This window comes from Mesorhizobium sp. LjRoot246 (assembly GCF_964254115.1).
In the GTDB taxonomy this organism is placed as follows: Bacteria; Pseudomonadota; Alphaproteobacteria; order Rhizobiales; family Rhizobiaceae; genus Mesorhizobium.
Genome location: NZ_CAXUSN020000001.1, coordinates 4,319,109 through 4,335,342 on the forward strand (window position 1 = coordinate 4,319,109; position 16,234 = coordinate 4,335,342).

Here is a 16,234-nt window from a genome sequence, read left to right on the forward strand (position 1 = left end):
CACATTTCCGCCTGTTGTGGACAGTGAAAGAACGCACTTGCGCTCTTTCCGCGGGCGGCTATGCCCACTATAGAGGACCCAGCGCGCCGGCTTGATGTCGGCGCCGGGAAAGGTCGGCTTTTTTGAAAACGGTTTTCGTCCTGAACGGTCCCAATCTCAACGCGCTTGGCAAGCGCGAGCCGGGCATCTATGGCGGCAAGACGCTTGCCGCCATAGCCGACGACTGCAAGCAGGCCGGCACGGCGCTTGGGCTCGAGATCGATTTCCGCCAGTCGAACCATGAGGGCGACCTTGTCGACTGGATCCAGGAAGCCGGCGACAAGGCTGTCGGCATCGTCATCAATCCAGGTGCCTATAGCCACACCTCGATCGCCATTCACGACGCCATCCGCGCCGTCGCGCCACTGCCCGTCGCCGAAGTTCATCTTTCCAACATCCATGCGCGGGAACCATTCCGCCACGTCTCCATGGTCGCGCCGGTTGCGGTCGGCATGATCTGTGGCTTTGGGCCGCTCGGCTACACGCTGGCGCTACAGGCGCTGGCCGCACGCCTATGACCGGCCAACAAACAGAAGGCTCGAAAATGTCGATAAAGAAGACCGGTGTTGACCAGCAGCTGATCCGCGATCTGGCGGGCATACTGAACGACACCAACCTCACCGAAATTGAGGTTGAACTGGGTGACCTGAAGGTGCGCGTTTCGCGGCAGGCACCGGCCGTTCACGCGATCGCGGCGCCGCAACCGGCCTATGCGCCAGCAGCAGCGCAAGCCGCCGCCGTTGCCGTACCCGTTGTGGCGGATCTTTCCAAGAACGCGGTCACCTCGCCGATGGTTGGCACGGCCTATCTGGCTCCTTCGCCCGACGCCAAGGCGTTCATCGAGGTCGGCCAGAAGGTGAAGGAAGGCCAGACGCTGCTGATCATCGAGGCGATGAAGACGATGAACCAGATCCCCTCGCCACGCGCCGGTACGGTGACGGCGATCCTGTTCGAGGATTCGCAGCCGGTCGAATATGGCATGCCGCTCGTCGTGATCGAGTAGAGCAGGCCTGATGTTTCAGAAGATCCTCATCGCCAATCGCGGCGAAATCGCCCTCCGGGTCCTGCGCGCCTGCAAGGAGCTCGGCATCCAGACGGTGGTGGTGCATTCGACCGCCGACGCCGACGCCATGCATGTGCGGCTCGCCGACGAGAGCGTCTGCATCGGGCCGCCGCCATCGCGCGACAGCTATTTGAACATCCATCAGATCGTCGCCGCGTGCGAGATCACCGGCGCCGATGCCGTGCATCCGGGCTACGGCTTTCTGTCGGAAAACGCCAAGTTCGCTGACATCCTGGCTGCTCACAACATCACCTTCATCGGCCCGTCCGGCGACCATATCCGCATCATGGGCGACAAGATCGAAGCCAAGCGCACCGCCAAGCGCCTCGGCATTCCGGTCGTGCCCGGTTCGGATGGCGCCGTCACCGATCAAAAGGAAGCCAGGCGCATCGCCGCCGAGATCGGCTATCCCGTAATCATCAAGGCATCGGCAGGCGGTGGCGGGCGCGGTATGAAGGTCGCCCTTACCGAGGCCGACCTCGAGATCGCCTTGCAGACGGCGAGCACTGAAGCCGGTGCGGCCTTCGGCGACGATGCCGTCTACATTGAGAAATACCTGGAAAAACCACGTCACATCGAGGTGCAGGTGTTCGGCGACGGCTTTGGCCACGGCGTCCATTTCGGCGAGCGCGACTGTTCCTTGCAGCGCCGCCACCAGAAGGTCTGGGAAGAGGCGCCCTCACCGGCCCTCAATGCCGAAGAGCGCGCCCGTATCGGCGGCATCTGCGCAAAGGCCATCGCCGATCTCGGCTATTCCGGCGCCGGCACCATCGAGTTCCTCTACGAGAATGGCGAGTTCTATTTCATCGAGATGAACACGCGCCTGCAGGTCGAGCACCCGGTGACGGAAGCGATCACCGGTATCGATCTCGTGCACGAGCAGATCCGCGTCGCCTCGGGCGGCGGCCTCTCGGTGAAGCAGGAGGACATCAAGTTCAACGGCCACGCCATCGAATGCCGCATCAATGCCGAGGACCCGCGCACTTTCACCCCCTCGCCCGGCACGATCACCCATTTCCACACACCGGGCGGTCTCGGCATCCGCGTCGATTCCGGCGTCTATTCCGGCTACAAGATCCCGCCCTATTACGACAGCCTGATCGGCAAGCTGATCGTGCATGGACGCAACCGCGTCGAATGCATGATGCGGCTGCGCCGGGCGTTGGACGAGTTCGTCGTCGACGGCATCAAGACGACGTTGCCGCTGTTTCGCGATCTCGTCGGCAATGCCGACATCGCCAATGGGGATTATGACATCCACTGGCTGGAAAAATACCTGGCCAAGGAAGAGTAGCGCACAGACGCGATGACCCGTCCCTACGCGCCCGGCTATCGCATCCCCACCGACCTTCTGCTCAAGGCCTATGCTTCGGGCGTCTTTCCGATGGCCGAAAGTGCCGGCGACCCGGAGGTGTTCTGGGTGCGGCCGGAAACGCGCGGCATCATCCCGCTTGACGACTTTCACACGCCGAAAAGCCTCCGGAAAACGATCAAGAAACATCCCTTCGACATCCGTTTCGATTTCGATTTCGAAGCGACGATCGATGGCTGTGCCGAAAAGCGCGCGGTGCGGCGCTCGACCTGGATCAATGCGCCGATCCGCGAAGCCTATGTCGAACTGCATCGGATAGGCCATTGTCATTCGGTCGAGGCGTGGCGCGAGGACCGGCTGGTCGGCGGCCTCTATGGCGTATCGCTCGGCCGGGTGTTTTTCGGAGAGAGCATGTTCGCCAGGGAGACGGACGCCTCCAAGATCTGCCTTTATCATCTCGTCGAGCGGTTGAAGGCGCGAGGCTTTGCACTGCTTGACACGCAGTTCACGACAGATCACCTGAAGCGCTTCGGCGCGGTCGATGTGCCGCGCGGCAAGTATGAGAAAATGCTCGCCGACGCGCTGAAGGGCGAGGCCGTATTCTATCCCTGACGCCGAATTCTTTTCCTGGCGATTGTGCCTCTTACTTCCCTGCTGCGGCTTCCAACGGCGTCTGCGCGTGGAACATCATCTTCCAGCCATTGACGCGATGGACGTAGCCGGTGCTGACCAATGCCGCGTAGGGTTCGCCGTTCTCGCGTGTCGCATGCGCCTCGTAGGTCAGCATGACGATGTCGCTGCCCGGCTCGATAATACCCTTGAGGTCGATCTTCAGGTCCCGCCAGCGATTGGGCTTGGTTGCAGTCCTGGCGAGATCGGCATTGTCCATCGCCTTGGCCATCTTCGGAAACGCCACCAGGCATTCGGTGTCGGCATTCGCCGCATAGTAGGCCGCGTCGCCTGTCCAGAACCCCTTTTCGAGCTCGAGCAATTCTGCCTTGCCGGCCATAATCCGCTTGCTGTCTGACATCGGAAAATCCTCCTTGCGCATAAATGCGCGGTCGTCCGTGGCCCAACGCATGGTGGCCAGGGCGGTTCCGGAGGATCAGTTGGCGTCGGTCGTATCGGGTTCCGAAGCGTCCGGCTCCGTCACATCAGGCTCTGTCACGTCCGGAGTGGTCGTGGCCTTCGGTTTGGCCGCGGCGGGCTTGGGAGCGTCGGCTTTGGTCGCGTCAGCCTTGGCGCCGTCGGGCGCCGGCACATCCGACTTCTGCTTGCATTCCTTCAGCCAGACGTCATAGACGGCATGTTCGACGGCGTTGAGGCCGGGGCTTTCGGCAAACATCCAGCCGGTGAAGATGCGGCGGATCTTGCGATCGAGCGTGATCTCGTCAACCTCGACGAAGGAATCGGTCTTCGGCTCTTCGCTCTGCGGCCGCGAATAGCAGACGCGCGGCGTCACCTGCAAAGCACCGAACTGCACCGTTTCGTCGATATAGACATCGAAGGTGATGATGCGGCCGGTGATCTTGTCGATGCCGGCAAACTCGGCGACGGGATTGGTGACCCGCTCCGATCCCGCGGGCGGTGCCGGCACCGGTGCGGGTTCGGGCGAAGCGGCAAAGGCCGCGGTGCCAACGGCAAGGCCGGCGGCTAATGTCAGGCCGCCCATCGATGTCAGTTTGAAAAAGCTCATATAGGGATACCGGTGGTTCGCGCCGGGGTGATTCTGTCGATCGCCAAGGCTAGTCGCCGTTTTCTGATCAGCAAGCAGCTAAACACCAATTGTGGCGATAAAGGACCGGCTTGCACCCCGTCGCTACGACCCCGGCGTCCAGGCGTCGTAGTCGCCCGTGACCTGCGGGCGATGCTGGTTGGTCAGCACCGAGCCCTTCGGGCGATAGGCGGCCGGGCTGCCGGTCAGATTGGGCTGATGCGGCTTCTGCCAGTCGCGCGGCTTGTAGTCCTCGCTCGCCGGCGCGACGTCGACCCGGTGATGGATCCAGCCGTGCCAGCCGGGCGGTATGGCGGAGGCTTCCGAATAGTTGCGGTAGATGACCCAGCGGCGCGTGCGGCCTTCCGAATCGATGCCGCCCTCGTAGTAGACGTTGCCAGTCTCGTCCTGGCCGACCTTCTTGCCATGCCGCCAGGTGTGCAGGCGCGTTCCCAGCGTCTGGCTGTTCCACCAGGTGAAAAACTGCGTAAGGAAAGTCTTCATTTCAGAACCCTCGCGCCGACAGCGCCCGTTTCCTGCTTATGGCGTCAGGCCTTGCCGAAGGCAAGGCTTTTGCCACGGTGAGCGCGCAAATGGCTTGCCGGAAACCCGACACAAGCCTGTGATCTTCTCGACCGCAGGATGCACGCTTGCCAAGCCTTTGCGGTCTTTCTAAAGCTCTGCGCGCGCCCATACGGGTATCCAGCCCGGCTTGAGGCCGAAGGAGGTGACGATTGGCCACAAAATTGCCGACCACCGACATTCGCATCAGCGCCGGCACGATTCGCCGCCGCAAGGGCGGCACGCCGATCGTCTGCCTCACCGCCTATACCTACCCAGTGGCCCGCTTGCTCGACGAGCATGTAGACCTGCTTCTGGTCGGTGACAGCGTCGCCATGGTGCTGCACGGCCACAAGACGACGCTGGGGGCCTCGCTGGAGATGATGATCGCGCATGGGCAAGCGGTGATGCGCGGCTCGGCCAGAGCCTGCGTCGTCGTCGACCTGCCGGCTGGCACCTATGAGGATTCGGCAGCACAAGCCGTTGCCTCGGCGCGGCGGGTGGTCGAAGAGACCGGCTGCCAGGCGGTGAAACTCGAAGGCGGCGTCGACATGAGCAAGCAGATTGCGGCCATCGTCGCCGCCGGCATCCCGGTGATGGGACATATCGGCCTGCAGCCGCAATCGGTCGAGAAGGACGGTGGCTACAAGATCAAGGGTCGCACCGAGGAGGCCGTTGCGGCTTTGGTTCGCGATGCGCTCGCCGTTGAGAGCGCCGGCGCATTCTCGGTGGTCATCGAAGGCACGGTCGAAACCGTCGCCGCCGATATTACCCGCCGCATCGCCATTCCAACCATCGGCATCGGCGCCAGCGGCGACTGCGACGGCCAAATCCTGGTCATCGACGACATGGTCGGGCTGACCGTCGACCGCGTGCCTAAATTCGTCAAGGAATACGCCGATCTGCGCAGCGTGATCTCGAATGCCGCCGAAACCTACGCAGCCGAGGTGCGAAGCCGGACATTCCCCGGCCCCGGCCACGTCTTTTCGGCGACAAACAGCAGGGATGACGCATGAGCCAACCCGTCGTCGTCGACAGCGTTGCCGCACTTCGCGCGCAAGTCCAGGACTGGCGGCGCGATGGCCTTCGTGTCGCCATGGTGCCGACCATGGGCGCTTTGCATGATGGGCACATCTCGCTGGTCAAAATCGCGCTCGAAAGAGCCGAGCGCTGTGTCGTGTCGATCTTCGTCAACCCGACACAGTTCGCGCCAACCGAGGACCTCGACAAGTACCCGCGCCAGCTCGCCCGCGACCTCGACCGGCTGGGCGTTGCAAAGGCCGACCTTGCCTTCACACCGACGGTGGGCGAAATGTATCCCGCAGGCTTCGCTACGAAAATCTCGGTCGGCGGCCCCTCCGCCGGGCTCGAAACGGACTTTCGGCCGGCCTTTTTCGACGGCGTCGCGACCGTGGTGGCAAAACTCCTCCTGCAGGCAACGCCCGACTGTGCGGTCTTTGGCGAGAAGGACTACCAGCAGCTTTGCGTCGTCAGGCAGCTCTGCCGCGACCTCGACCTGCCCGTCGAGATCATCGGCGCACCGACGATCCGTGACGTGCATGGTCTCGCCATGTCGTCACGCAACGCCTATCTCGATGAGGCCGAACTGAAGACCGCCCGCCAGTTCAACGTGATATTGCGCGACGCGGCCGCGGCTCTGGCGGCAGGTACCGACCAGAGCGACGCGACCGAAGAGGCCGGCCGTGCTCTCATCGCTGCCGGTTTTCGCGAGGTCGACTATGTCGAGGCACGCGAAAGCCTGACGCTCGCGCCATGGCGTCGAGACCGCGAAGGGCGCCTGCTCGCGGCCGCCTGGCTCGGCAAGACCAGACTGATCGACAATGTCGCGGTTTACTCAGCCTAGTCGTGTTCGAGACCAAGCTATTGCCGCATCGTCGTGGCGGTTTCTGCCGCGCCTATCCCTCTCCTATCCGTCCGCTGCTCCTGACGAAGAATTGCCCAACGAGGATCCCGACAATACCGGCTCCAGCTTTCACGAGTGCATCGGCAACATGCGCGTGGCGACCGGGATCGACGATCTGAAGCAGTTCCAGTATGCCGGCGGTCGCAACCACAAAGATCGCGGCCTGATACAGTCGGTTGGGGAAGCCGAGCGCCAGGGCGAAGCCCAACAGGACATAAGCCAGGGCGCGCTCAACAGTCGCCTCGGCAATATGCGGCCGCAGCTGGATCGGCGACAAGGTTGCGAAAACGATGATGGCGAGTAGCGCCAACGCTACGGTGCGGGACAGTTTGGTCATGCCCTTGCATATCTCCCGTGAGCCGGCACAGCAAATGCCGGGATGACGCATGGCCATATCGCAGCCGCCTAGCGGCGCTGTTGGCGCCGAAGAAGCGCTGCTGGCAGCCCTATCCGAGCGGCTTCTCGAAACTTAGCGTCGTCGGCCCTGAGGCCTCACGAGGATTAGCGGTGTTGCCGGCGGACGAAAACCCTTTCGAGCGGTAGAAAGCGATGGCTGCCGCATTGGCTTCCTTGACCTCGACGCGCAGCGTCCGCGCTTCCGGGAAACTGGCTTCGACCTCGTCGAGCAGTGCCTGCCCGATCCCGCGCCTTTGGCAATCCGGATGGACGTAGAGCTGGTTCAACAGGATGACCTTCGCATCGGCGGTGGCGGCGGCGAACGCCATGCCGCCGATGCGCTTGCCGTCATCGGCCACCAGGAATTCCGAATTCGGCCGCGTCAGCCGCGAGCGGAGCGAAGCGATCGAGTGCCATTCATCGGTGATCTCGGTGACTTTCGCAGCGCCATAGATCGCGTCATAGGTCGCATGCCAGGTTTCGACCAGCAGCGTCCGCACAGCGGCAAGGTCGCGCTCTCCGGCGGTGCGGACGAACACGGCCCTACTCGATGCCCAGCTTGGCCTTGACGAGGTCGTTGACCGCTTGCGGGTTGGCCTTGCCGCCGGTCGCCTTCATAACCTGGCCGACGAACCAGCCGGCCATGCTCGGCTTGGCGCGCGCCTGTTCGACCTTGTCGGGGTTGGCTGCGATCACCTCATCCACGGCCTTCTCGATGGCGCCGGTATCGGTGACCTGCTTCATGCCACGGCTTTCGACCAATTGGCGCGGATCGCCACCCTCGCTCCAGACGACCTCGAACAGGTCCTTGGCGATCTTGCCGGAGATGGTACCGTCCTTGATCAGATCGATGACAGCGCCGAGTTGATCGGGCGAAACCGGAGCGTTTTCAATGCTTTTGCCAGCCTTGTTCAATTGCCCGAGCAGATCGTTGATGACCCAGTTGGCGGCGAGCTTGCCGTCGCGGCCGGCAGCCACCTTTTCGAAATAGTCGGCGATCGGTTTTTCCGACACCAGGATCGAGGCGTCATAGGTCGACAGGCCGAGCGACGCGATCAGCCGCGCCTTCTTGTCGTCGGGCAGCTCGGGCAATTCCCTGGCCAGCGCATCGACATAGGCCTGATCGAATTCCAGCGGCAAAAGATCGGGATCGGGGAAGTAGCGGTAGTCGTGCGCCTCTTCCTTGGTGCGCATCGAGCGCGTCTCGCCCTTGACGGCGTCGAACAGCCGCGTTTCCTGAACGATCTTGCCGCCATCCTCCAGAATGGCGATCTGGCGGCGCGCCTCGTAATCGATGGCCTGGCCGATGAAGCGGATCGAGTTGACGTTCTTGATCTCGCAGCGTGTGCCGAACTCGCCGCCGGGCTTGCGCACCGAGACGTTGACGTCGGCGCGCATCGAGCCCTCGTCCATGTTGCCGTCGCAAGTGCCGAGATAACGCACGATGGTGCGCAGCTTGGTGACATAGGCCTTGGCTTCGTCGGCCGAGCGCATATCGGGCTTTGAGACGATCTCCATCAGCGCCACACCGGAGCGGTTGAGATCGACAAAGGACATTGTCGCATGCTGGTCGTGCATCGACTTGCCGGCATCCTGCTCCAGATGCAGCCGCTCGATGCCGACCTCGATGTCCTCGAATTCGCCCTGGCGGTCCGGGCCGACCGAGACGATGACCGTGCCCTCGCCAACAATCGGCTGCTTGAACTGCGAGATCTGGTAGCCCTGCGGCAGGTCGGGATAAAAGTAATTTTTCCGGTCGAAGACCGACTTGTGGTTGATCTGCGCCTTCAGCCCGAGGCCGGTACGGATCGCCTGCTTGACGCATTCCTCGTTGATGACGGGCAGCATGCCGGGCATGGCCGCATCGACGAGGCTGACATTGGCGTTGGGCGCGGCACCGAAAGCGGTCGAAGCGCCCGAAAACAGCTTTGCCTCCGAAGTGACCTGCGCATGGACCTCGAGGCCGATGATGATCTCCCAGTCGCCGGTGGCACCGGAAACAAGGCGCTTGGCGTCGGGCGTGCGGGTGTCGATGAGGGACATTGTGGCCTGCGTATTGGAACTCGGATTATGCTTTTAAGCATATTTTGGTGTGCAACCTCGCTAGTGCAAACCGCCAAAAGAGACAAGCGCAAAGCCATGGACTGGTCTTTTCAGCCGCTTTCGCCTATACGACGCCCGTTCCAATGGAGAGTGGATGTCCACTTACGCTCAGTCCCGGTAAGGCCCTGACCTCCTAGCGAGGCAGGGCAGAAAACCTGAAACCCCCGTGCCGCGAAGCTTCGCGGCGGCGGCATTTTTTGTTTTCCCGGAAAAACTCTCACATGGACATTTCGCGCATAGAACAGCGCATTCTGCATCTGCTCGCGCAGGGCGGACGCATTGAAATCGAAAAGAACGAGAAGAAACGGATCGCCTCCGTCAAATGCCTGACCCGTGACGGTTGGCATTATCCGGGCGTCGATCTCGACCTGTTTCGAAAGCTGAAGCGGAAGAAGGCGGTTTCTTCGTCTGACGGTGGACCTTACCGCATCACCCGGCGCGGGCTCGCACTCGTCCGCTCCGAACTCGACAACAGGTAGACTGCGGCTCCGCCGGTCGGTTTCCCTCCGGCGGACCCTTTACCGCTCAGGCGGTGGCGATATAGGCCCTGATTTCTTCGGCCTCGCGCTCGACGTCCTCGATGCGGCGCTTGACCACGTCGCCGATGGACACGATGCCATCGAGCATGCCGTCCTTTTCAACCGGCAGATGGCGGAAGCGGCCTCGGGTCATGATCTCCATCACCTCGTTGACGGTATGGTTTTCGTTGCAGATCTTCACCTTCGGCGTCATCGCCGAACGCACGGCGATATCGAGCGCGGCTGCACCCTCCCGGGCGACAACCCGCACGATGTCGCGCTCTGAAAGGATGCCGACGATCTTGTGATCGCCATTGGTGATGACCAGCGCACCGATCTTGTGTTCCGCCAGGATGCGGATGGCTTCGCTCAGCTTTTCGTTCGGCCCGAGCGTGAACACGTCATGGCCTTTTTTCTCGAGAATTGCCTTAACCGTCATGGCGTCCTCCTCTGCTTTGCTTGGCCGATTCCTGCCCTGACCGGCCTTCACGTAAGAGTGAACATCGTGCGCCGTGATCGGTTGCATTTCAAGTGCGGAGGTCGGTGCTCTCCCAGTCAGGCGCCTGCCATCTTCTGTCGAACCAGCGCAGGCCGAAGAAGCCGGCGACAAAGCCGCCAATATGTGCCTCCCACGCGATCTGCCCCTCTACTCCCGGGGCAAAGCCGACAACAAGGCCGGTGGCGAGATTGATGATCATCCACACGGCAAGGAAGATCACGACGCCGCGCAAGCGCAACACGAATGCGATCGGCAGTACAGGGCCGGCGAAAGCAGCCTTGCCGGCCAAACGGTCCGTGCGGAAGCCAAACCGCGCCGCCGCCCCCATCATGCCTGATATCGCGCCGGAAGCACCGACCAGCGGAGCCTCTCCATACGGATGCAACGCCCAGAAAAGCGCGACCGAGGCCAGCCCGGTCGCGGCAAAGAACAGCGCGAACCACAGCGTCCCCAAACGATTTGCCAACGGCGAACCGAACGCGGCGAGCCAAACCATATTGATGGCGATATGGGCAAAGCCTCCATGCATGAAGGCATAGGTGAAGGGCCGTGAAAACAGGAACCAGTCGAAGCCATACTGCCCGGTGTAGAGAACAGGAATGAAGGCGCCGTCATACAGCAATGTCATCTGCTGGGAATCGGTCAACACGTATTGCTGCAACAGATAGACGGCCACGCAGATGCCGATCACCGCCAGCACCACGGGCGGCAGGTTGAACACCGGCTCGCGCCGCGGTGGTGGCGTGTCGCCCATCTGTTCCGTTTCCGAAGGGTCTGTCGGTTCACTCATGCGCATCTGGTCCCGGGATTCCTGCGCGTCCTTTAGAGCAAGGATGCCCGCGTTGGAACAAATCTGTTTCTCCAACAGCGAACGCCCCGCCGCGAGTCGCCTTCATTTGCTAAGAAACCGAAAGGAAGCGAAGCGGAAATGCTCCGGGATTTGAAAAACTCGCAATGAGCGTCCTCGGAAGCGGTGAGTCCCCTCCCTAGAATGCGGCCAATTCCAAAGGGGGTCTCCAAATGATCAAGCATATTCTCTCGCTGGCTGCAGCGGCCGGCATCGCTACTCTCGTCACCGCCGCTTCCGCGCAGGGCATATCCGGCGCGCCGGCTCCCTTCGACAAGGGCGGCGTCAAGATCGCCGTCGTCAGCTTCCTCGGCTCCGGTGACTGGCTCCAGGCATTCGAGGCCGGCGTGAAGCGGCAAGCCGACGCGCTCGGCATCGAGGCCAACATCTCGCAGGCGCGCAACGACATCAACACCGAGCGGCAGTTGATCCAGCAGGCGATCAATCTCGGCGTGCAAGGCATCATCATCAACAACGGCCAGCCCGAAGCCATCAAGGACGTCGCACAGGCCGCACTTGACGCCGGCATTCCGGTGGTGGCCTACGACACCAACCTCGACAACCCCAAGATCCCGCAGGTCGAGCAGTCCGATGCCGACATGGCGCGCCTCGTGCTCGACCAGGCGATCAAGGACCAGGGCGAGAAGTTCGATGGCGGCGTCCTCTACGTCGCCGGCTTCGCACCGCTCGACCGCCGCTATGCGGTCTGGAAGGATTTCGGCAAGAAGTACCCGGGCATCAAGGAAGTCGCCACATGGGGTGTGGTCAACGACACCGTCGCGGCTTCGGTCGCCGATCAGACCAAAGCCGTGCTCACCGCCAACCCGACGCTTTCGGTCGTCTTTGCCCCATGGGATGAGTTCGCCCGTGGCGTGAAGCTCGCCGTCGACGAGCTTGGCGTGGCCGACAAGGTGAAGATCTACGGCGTCGACATCTCGACCTCGGACATCCAGGCCATCCTCGAACCGAATAGCCCATGGGTGGCGACTGCGGCAACCAACCCGGCCGTGGTTGGCGAGGCTTCGGTGCGCGCGCTGGCCCAGTCGATCGCCGGCCAGGATCCCGGCCATTCGGTGCTGATCCAGCCGACGCTCGTCACGAAGAAAGACCTCGTCGACAACAACATCAAGACGATCGAAGACCTGCAGGCCAAGTTCCCGGCCTTCAAGGACAGCGACGCGGCAAAGGCACCCTGGATACCAGCGTCGAATTGAAATCCAGCACCTTCCTTCAGACAATCACCAATCCAAACAATCATCCCCGGCTGGCCGGGGATGATTGCGCGGCCTCGGGACTCCGCACGGCGACCGCATCTGCGCCGCCACCCGTTGCGACAGCAGGGTGCGCCCGAGCTTTCGAAAGACGATCATGAGTTCTGTCCCTACCCCCGACTATTCCAGAAACATGCGGCTGATCGGTCATTCCGATCAGGGCGGGCGGCCGGACGGATTGCAGGTGATGGTGCACCGGGGCTTCGCCTATGTCGCGCATCCCTGGTCGCAGGGTTTTTCCATCATCGATGTGCGCGATCCCAAGAACCCGGGCGGGACCGTGTTCGTGCCGGCGCCGCGGAATACCTGGACGATCCATCTGCAGACGCATGAGGATCTGTTGCTGGTCGTCCATGCGCGCGACCTGTTCGCCGATGCCACTTTCGCGTTCGACGAGAAGGTCTACTACACCAAGTCGATCGGCGAGACGATCGGTACCGCTTCCGGTTCGGGCGCGGCGCGGAACTGGTCGGCCGGCATGGCCATCTACGACATCTCGAAGCCGACGCGGCCCCGCCAGATCGGCTTCTTCCGGGTCGATGGCATCGGCATTCATCGCATCTGGTATGTCGGCGGGCGCTACGCTTATGTGTCGGCACTTCTCGACGGCTATAGCGACTACATCCTGCTCACGGTCGACCTTCAGGACCCGACACGGCCCGTCGAGGCCGGTCGTTGGTGGATTCCCGGCATGCATCTGGCCGGCGGCGAGACACCGGGCTGGCCCGACGGCCGCCGCTATGCGTTGCATCATGCAGTGGTCGAGGGTGATACCGCCTATGCCTGCTGGCGCGACGGCGGGTTGACCGTCCTCGACGTCGCCGACCCTGCCCTGCCGAGGCTGATCACCCACAAAAACTGGTCGCCACCCTATGGCGGCGGCACGCATTCGGCGCTGCCGCTGCTCAAACGCGGCCTGCTCGTCGTCGCCGACGAGGCCGTGCTCGACCACGAGGAGGATGGGCGCAAGCTCACCTGGATCTTCGATATACGCGATCCGGCGAACCCGATTTCGATCTCGACCCTGCCGACCCCGGACGAGACCGACTACACCGCCAAGGGCGGACATTTCGGCCCGCACAATCTGCATGAGAACCGGCCGGGCAGCTTTGTGTCCGACACGCTGATCTTTGCAACCTATCAGAATGCCGGCGTGCGCGTATTCGACATCTCCGATCCCTATCGGCCGAAGGAGACAGGGGCGCTGGTGCCGGCGGCTCCGAGCCGCATGGTCGACAAGCGTCCGAACCGGCCGCGGGTAATCCAGTCGACCGACGTGTTCGTCGACGCCAACGGCATCGTCTATTCGCCGGATTACAATGCCGGACTGGCGATCATGGAATATGGCGGTTGACGGATACGACCCCGTTGGCTTGCTTGCCTTTCCCAATTCTCATTCAACCTGTAACCCGGCTGAACCACTTGTCCCTCAGTATCGCCCCCATTTCCATCGCCGTCGCCGGGATCGAAAAATCCTTTGGGCCGACGCGCGCGCTCACCGGGGCCGATCTTGCCGTGGCAGCCGGGGAAGTCGTCGCGCTGATGGGCGCCAATGGCGCCGGCAAATCGACACTGGTGAAAATCCTTTCGGGCTCGCATGTGCCCGACGCCGGAACGATCACGCTGGGCGGCAGGGTCGTCGCCTTCTCATCGCCCAGCGCCGCCAAGGCTGCCGGCATCGCGACCGTCCATCAGGCGACGGACCAGGTGGGGGCCGCCGGATTGACGGTCGCCGAGAATCTCCTGCTCGACGAACTTTGCCAGCCAGGTGGGCGCTTCTTCGTTTCGGCCCGGTCGATCCGCAGGCGCGCGCGCACTATTGCGGCGTTGATCGATCTCGACCTGCCGCTCGACCGCGACTTCGTCGATCTGCGGCCGGCGGAGCGGCAATTGATCGCCATCGCCCGCGCCGTCGCGGCCAAGGCCTCGGTCCTCATCCTCGACGAGCCGACATCTAGCCTCTCGGCCACGGAGGCCGACCGGCTCTTCGCCATCATCCGGCGGCTGCGCGCGGGCGGCATGGCAATCCTCTACATCTCGCACAGGCTTGGCGACCTTGCCGCCATCGCCGACCGCGCCGTCGTTATGCGCGGCGGTCGCGTCGTCGGCGCTTTTGCCACGCCGATCGATTTTCCGGCCGCGGTTGCGGCCATGATCGGTCGGACGCTGGAAGCCGCCGCCCATAACAACAAGATATCGACGGCCCCGATCATCGCCTCCATCAAGGGAGCGCGGCTGATTCCCGGGGCGAGGCCTTTCGATCTCGATCTGCGCTCCGGGGAGGTCGTCGCGCTGACCGGCACGCTCGGCTCAGGCAAGAGCCGGCTGCTGCGAGCGCTTTTCGGCTTGGAAACGCTGGCGCAAGGCAGCTTCATGCTCGACGGAAAACCGTGGCTTTCCAACGGGCCGGCGCGATCGATCGAAAACGGCGTCTTCATGGTCGCCGAGGACCGCTGGGCATCGTCGCTGCTGCCGCCCGAGGTTCCTGGTGCCTCGATTGCCGGCACGATCGCCCTGCCGCATCTGCGGCGCTGGTTTCCGGGCGGTTTGCTGCGGGAAGGGCGGGAGCGCAAGGTCGCCGCCGAGGCGATCGCCCGGCTCGGCATCAAGGCGCGCGGACCCGACGACACGCTCGACGAGCTTTCCGGCGGCAACCAGCAGAAGGTCGTGCTCGCCCGATGGCAGGCGGCACCTTGCCGGCTGCTGCTGCTCGACGAACCTTTCCAGGGTGTCGACGTCGGCGCGCGTGCCGACCTGATCGCCGCGATCCGCAACAGCCAGAGCGGTTCCGCCACGCTGATCGCGACCAGCGATACCGAAGAGGCGCTGGAGGTTGCCGACCGCATCCTCGTCATGCGCGATCATTCCCTTCATGAGGCCGGTGACGGCCATGGTTCGCTGACAGACCAGATCGGCAAGGTCGAGAGCGAAAAGGCCGGAGATCATCGATGACCGATCCGACGACAGTGCAGCAGGCCGCCCCGCGCACATCGCTTTTCCGCGAAACGCGCCGCTACGCGCTCTTCATGCTGCTGGCCCTGATGGTGATCGGCTTCTGGTATGCGCAGCCCGCCTTCATCCGCTCGGCCAACCTGTTCTCCATCCTGCAGGCGGTTTCGGTCGTGGCGATTCTCGGCGTCGGGGTCTCGATCACGATGTCGGCCGATGGCTTCGATCTTTCGGTGGGCAGCATCGCGGCCTCGTCGGTGATGGCGGCGAGTTATGCCATGGTCGTCTGGCAGCTGGACGCTGCCCAGACCATGGTGCTGGTCTTGCTGATGGGCGCCTTCATCGGCCTCCTGAACGGGCTGCTGATCGTCCGCGTCGGCGTCCCCGATCTTCTCGCCACGCTGGCGACGATGTTCCTGCTCGCCGGCCTGCAGCTGATCCCGACGGGCGGCCGCTCGATCACCGCCGGCATGGTGCTGCCCGACGGCTCATCCGTTCCCGGAGCCTACGATCCGGGCTTTCTGATCCTCGGGCGGTCGCGGCTCTTCGACACTGTCCCGCTGTCCGTCGTGGTCATGGCCGTCGTCGCCTTGCTCGCCTGGTTCCTGATGGAGCGCACCCGCTGGGGCCGGGTCTTCTATGCCATCGGCGGCAACGAAACGGCCGCGCATCTTTCCGGCGCGCCGACCAAGGCATACCGGCTCTGGGCCTATATCCTGTCCGGCACGCTTGCTTCGTTGGGAGGGCTGATCGTCGCTTCGCGTGTCGGCCGCGGCGACGTCTCGGCCGGCAACTCGCTCCTGCTCGACGCGGTGGCGGCCTCGCTGATCGGCTATGCCGTGCTCGACAAGCGCCGCCCGCATGTGATCGGCACGGTGGCCGGCGCAATCTTCGTCGGCGTCCTCCTGAACGGCCTCACCATGCTGAACGCGCCCTATTACACGCAGGATTTCGTCAAGGGCGTGGTGCTGGTCGGCGCTCTGGCGCTGACCTTCGGCCTGGGAAAGAAACGGTAGGGCACACCGGCGCAAGCGTTGT

General features: G+C 63.2%; 19 protein-coding genes. 11 read left to right on the top strand and 8 right to left on the bottom strand.

Going from position 1 to position 16,234, the window contains the following annotated elements; genetic code table 11:
- Positions 1–122 precede the first annotated feature (122 nt).
- The 4 genes from aroQ to aat are packed head-to-tail and all read left to right on the top strand — an operon-like array spanning position 123 to position 3,026.
- The gene (aroQ, locus tag ACSQ3L_RS21070; RefSeq protein ID WP_292186858.1) at positions 123–557 is read left to right on the top strand and encodes a type II 3-dehydroquinate dehydratase; all 435 of its coding nucleotides are present in this window, start codon (positions 123–125) and stop codon (positions 555–557) included.
- Positions 558–583: 26 nt separating this feature from the next.
- Entirely contained in the window at positions 584–1,042 is a 459-nt protein-coding gene (accB, locus tag ACSQ3L_RS21075) for an acetyl-CoA carboxylase biotin carboxyl carrier protein (RefSeq protein WP_013531358.1), read from the top strand.
- 10 nt (positions 1,043–1,052) lie between these two features.
- Entirely contained in the window at positions 1,053–2,396 is a 1,344-nt protein-coding gene (gene accC / locus ACSQ3L_RS21080) for an acetyl-CoA carboxylase biotin carboxylase subunit (protein ID WP_292186862.1), read from the top strand.
- Between the two features lie 12 nt (positions 2,397–2,408).
- A complete protein-coding gene (gene aat, locus ACSQ3L_RS21085) occupies positions 2,409–3,026 on the top strand; it encodes a leucyl/phenylalanyl-tRNA--protein transferase (RefSeq protein ID WP_436161666.1) in 618 nt (205 codons plus the stop codon).
- Positions 3,027–3,057: 31 nt separating this feature from the next.
- Here the strand turns inward: aat and ACSQ3L_RS21090 are convergent, their stop codons facing one another.
- From ACSQ3L_RS21090 to ACSQ3L_RS21100, 3 genes are all read right to left on the bottom strand, one after another.
- Entirely contained in the window at positions 3,058–3,444 is a 387-nt protein-coding gene (locus ACSQ3L_RS21090) for a hypothetical protein (protein ID WP_436161667.1), read from the bottom strand.
- A gap of 75 nt (positions 3,445–3,519) precedes the next feature.
- On the bottom strand, positions 3,520–4,110 hold the full coding sequence (locus tag ACSQ3L_RS21095; protein ID WP_436161668.1) for a DUF2155 domain-containing protein: 591 nt from the start codon (positions 4,108–4,110) through the stop codon (positions 3,520–3,522).
- 123 nt (positions 4,111–4,233) lie between these two features.
- Positions 4,234–4,632, bottom strand: coding sequence for an NADH:ubiquinone oxidoreductase subunit NDUFA12 (locus tag ACSQ3L_RS21100; protein WP_292186869.1), 399 nt, complete (start codon positions 4,630–4,632; stop codon positions 4,234–4,236).
- 230 nt (positions 4,633–4,862) lie between these two features.
- Here ACSQ3L_RS21100 and panB point away from each other — a divergent pair, with 230 nt between their 5' ends.
- Entirely contained in the window at positions 4,863–5,705 is an 843-nt protein-coding gene (panB, locus tag ACSQ3L_RS21105; protein WP_436161669.1) for a 3-methyl-2-oxobutanoate hydroxymethyltransferase, read from the top strand.
- The gene (panC, locus tag ACSQ3L_RS21110; RefSeq protein ID WP_436161670.1) at positions 5,702–6,553 is read left to right on the top strand and encodes a pantoate--beta-alanine ligase; all 852 of its coding nucleotides are present in this window, start codon (positions 5,702–5,704) and stop codon (positions 6,551–6,553) included. Before panB ends, panC begins: the two co-directional genes overlap by 4 nt.
- 52 nt (positions 6,554–6,605) lie before the next feature.
- Here the strand turns inward: panC and ACSQ3L_RS21115 are convergent, their stop codons facing one another.
- The 3 genes from ACSQ3L_RS21115 to gatB form a co-directional block, all read right to left on the bottom strand.
- Complete coding sequence (locus ACSQ3L_RS21115; protein WP_436161671.1) at positions 6,606–6,950, bottom strand: hypothetical protein; 345 nt, start codon at positions 6,948–6,950, stop codon at positions 6,606–6,608.
- A gap of 109 nt (positions 6,951–7,059) precedes the next feature.
- A complete protein-coding gene (locus ACSQ3L_RS21120) occupies positions 7,060–7,548 on the bottom strand; it encodes an N-acetyltransferase family protein (protein ID WP_436161672.1) in 489 nt (162 codons plus the stop codon).
- Between the two features lie 4 nt (positions 7,549–7,552).
- A complete protein-coding gene (gatB, locus tag ACSQ3L_RS21125; protein ID WP_436161673.1) occupies positions 7,553–9,052 on the bottom strand; it encodes an Asp-tRNA(Asn)/Glu-tRNA(Gln) amidotransferase subunit GatB in 1,500 nt (499 codons plus the stop codon).
- Positions 9,053–9,333: 281 nt separating this feature from the next.
- Here gatB and ACSQ3L_RS21130 point away from each other — a divergent pair, with 281 nt between their 5' ends.
- Positions 9,334–9,591, top strand: a complete 258-nt coding sequence (locus ACSQ3L_RS21130; protein WP_436161674.1) for a YjhX family toxin — start codon at positions 9,334–9,336, stop codon at positions 9,589–9,591.
- A gap of 46 nt (positions 9,592–9,637) precedes the next feature.
- Here ACSQ3L_RS21130 and ACSQ3L_RS21135 read toward each other — a convergent pair whose 3' ends face one another.
- On the bottom strand, positions 9,638–10,069 hold the full coding sequence (locus ACSQ3L_RS21135) for a CBS domain-containing protein (protein ID WP_292186890.1): 432 nt from the start codon (positions 10,067–10,069) through the stop codon (positions 9,638–9,640).
- An 88-nt stretch (positions 10,070–10,157) separates the two neighbouring features.
- Positions 10,158–10,919, bottom strand: a complete 762-nt coding sequence (locus ACSQ3L_RS21140; RefSeq protein ID WP_436161675.1) for a rhomboid family intramembrane serine protease — start codon at positions 10,917–10,919, stop codon at positions 10,158–10,160.
- Between the two features lie 230 nt (positions 10,920–11,149).
- Between ACSQ3L_RS21140 and ACSQ3L_RS21145 the strand changes: the two genes are divergently transcribed.
- The 4 genes from ACSQ3L_RS21145 (at position 11,150) to ACSQ3L_RS21160 (ending at position 16,212) form a co-directional block, all read left to right on the top strand.
- On the top strand, positions 11,150–12,190 hold the full coding sequence (locus ACSQ3L_RS21145; RefSeq protein WP_436161676.1) for a substrate-binding domain-containing protein: 1,041 nt from the start codon (positions 11,150–11,152) through the stop codon (positions 12,188–12,190).
- 154 nt (positions 12,191–12,344) lie between these two features.
- Positions 12,345–13,601, top strand: a complete 1,257-nt coding sequence (locus ACSQ3L_RS21150) for an LVIVD repeat-containing protein (RefSeq protein WP_436161677.1) — start codon at positions 12,345–12,347, stop codon at positions 13,599–13,601.
- Between the two features lie 68 nt (positions 13,602–13,669).
- Entirely contained in the window at positions 13,670–15,199 is a 1,530-nt protein-coding gene (locus tag ACSQ3L_RS21155; protein WP_436161678.1) for a sugar ABC transporter ATP-binding protein, read from the top strand.
- Complete coding sequence (locus ACSQ3L_RS21160; protein WP_436161679.1) at positions 15,196–16,212, top strand: ABC transporter permease; 1,017 nt, start codon at positions 15,196–15,198, stop codon at positions 16,210–16,212. Before ACSQ3L_RS21155 ends, ACSQ3L_RS21160 begins: the two co-directional genes overlap by 4 nt.
- The last annotated feature ends 22 nt before the right edge of the window (positions 16,213–16,234 follow it).

What these genes read in the sequence shown, in the direction of transcription:
- accB (WP_013531358.1), top strand. Translation starts at nt 584, where the DNA reads ATGTCGATAAAGAAGACCGGTGTTGACCAGCAGCTGATCCGCGATCTG.
- accC (WP_292186862.1), top strand. Translation starts at nt 1,053, where the DNA reads ATGTTTCAGAAGATCCTCATCGCCAATCGCGGCGAAATCGCCCTCCGG.
- aat (WP_436161666.1), top strand. Translation starts at nt 2,409, where the DNA reads ATGACCCGTCCCTACGCGCCCGGCTATCGCATCCCCACCGACCTTCTG.
- ACSQ3L_RS21090 (WP_436161667.1), bottom strand. Translation starts at nt 3,444, where the DNA reads ATGTCAGACAGCAAGCGGATTATGGCCGGCAAGGCAGAATTGCTCGAG.
- ACSQ3L_RS21095 (WP_436161668.1), bottom strand. Translation starts at nt 4,110, where the DNA reads ATGAGCTTTTTCAAACTGACATCGATGGGCGGCCTGACATTAGCCGCC.
- ACSQ3L_RS21100 (WP_292186869.1), bottom strand. Translation starts at nt 4,632, where the DNA reads ATGAAGACTTTCCTTACGCAGTTTTTCACCTGGTGGAACAGCCAGACG.
- panC (WP_436161670.1), top strand. Translation starts at nt 5,702, where the DNA reads ATGAGCCAACCCGTCGTCGTCGACAGCGTTGCCGCACTTCGCGCGCAA.
- ACSQ3L_RS21115 (WP_436161671.1), bottom strand. Translation starts at nt 6,950, where the DNA reads ATGACCAAACTGTCCCGCACCGTAGCGTTGGCGCTACTCGCCATCATC.
- gatB (WP_436161673.1), bottom strand. Translation starts at nt 9,052, where the DNA reads ATGTCCCTCATCGACACCCGCACGCCCGACGCCAAGCGCCTTGTTTCC.
- ACSQ3L_RS21130 (WP_436161674.1), top strand. Translation starts at nt 9,334, where the DNA reads ATGGACATTTCGCGCATAGAACAGCGCATTCTGCATCTGCTCGCGCAG.
- ACSQ3L_RS21135 (WP_292186890.1), bottom strand. Translation starts at nt 10,069, where the DNA reads ATGACGGTTAAGGCAATTCTCGAGAAAAAAGGCCATGACGTGTTCACG.
- ACSQ3L_RS21140 (WP_436161675.1), bottom strand. Translation starts at nt 10,919, where the DNA reads ATGAGTGAACCGACAGACCCTTCGGAAACGGAACAGATGGGCGACACG.
- ACSQ3L_RS21145 (WP_436161676.1), top strand. Translation starts at nt 11,150, where the DNA reads ATGATCAAGCATATTCTCTCGCTGGCTGCAGCGGCCGGCATCGCTACT.
- ACSQ3L_RS21150 (WP_436161677.1), top strand. Translation starts at nt 12,345, where the DNA reads ATGAGTTCTGTCCCTACCCCCGACTATTCCAGAAACATGCGGCTGATC.
- ACSQ3L_RS21160 (WP_436161679.1), top strand. Translation starts at nt 15,196, where the DNA reads ATGACCGATCCGACGACAGTGCAGCAGGCCGCCCCGCGCACATCGCTT.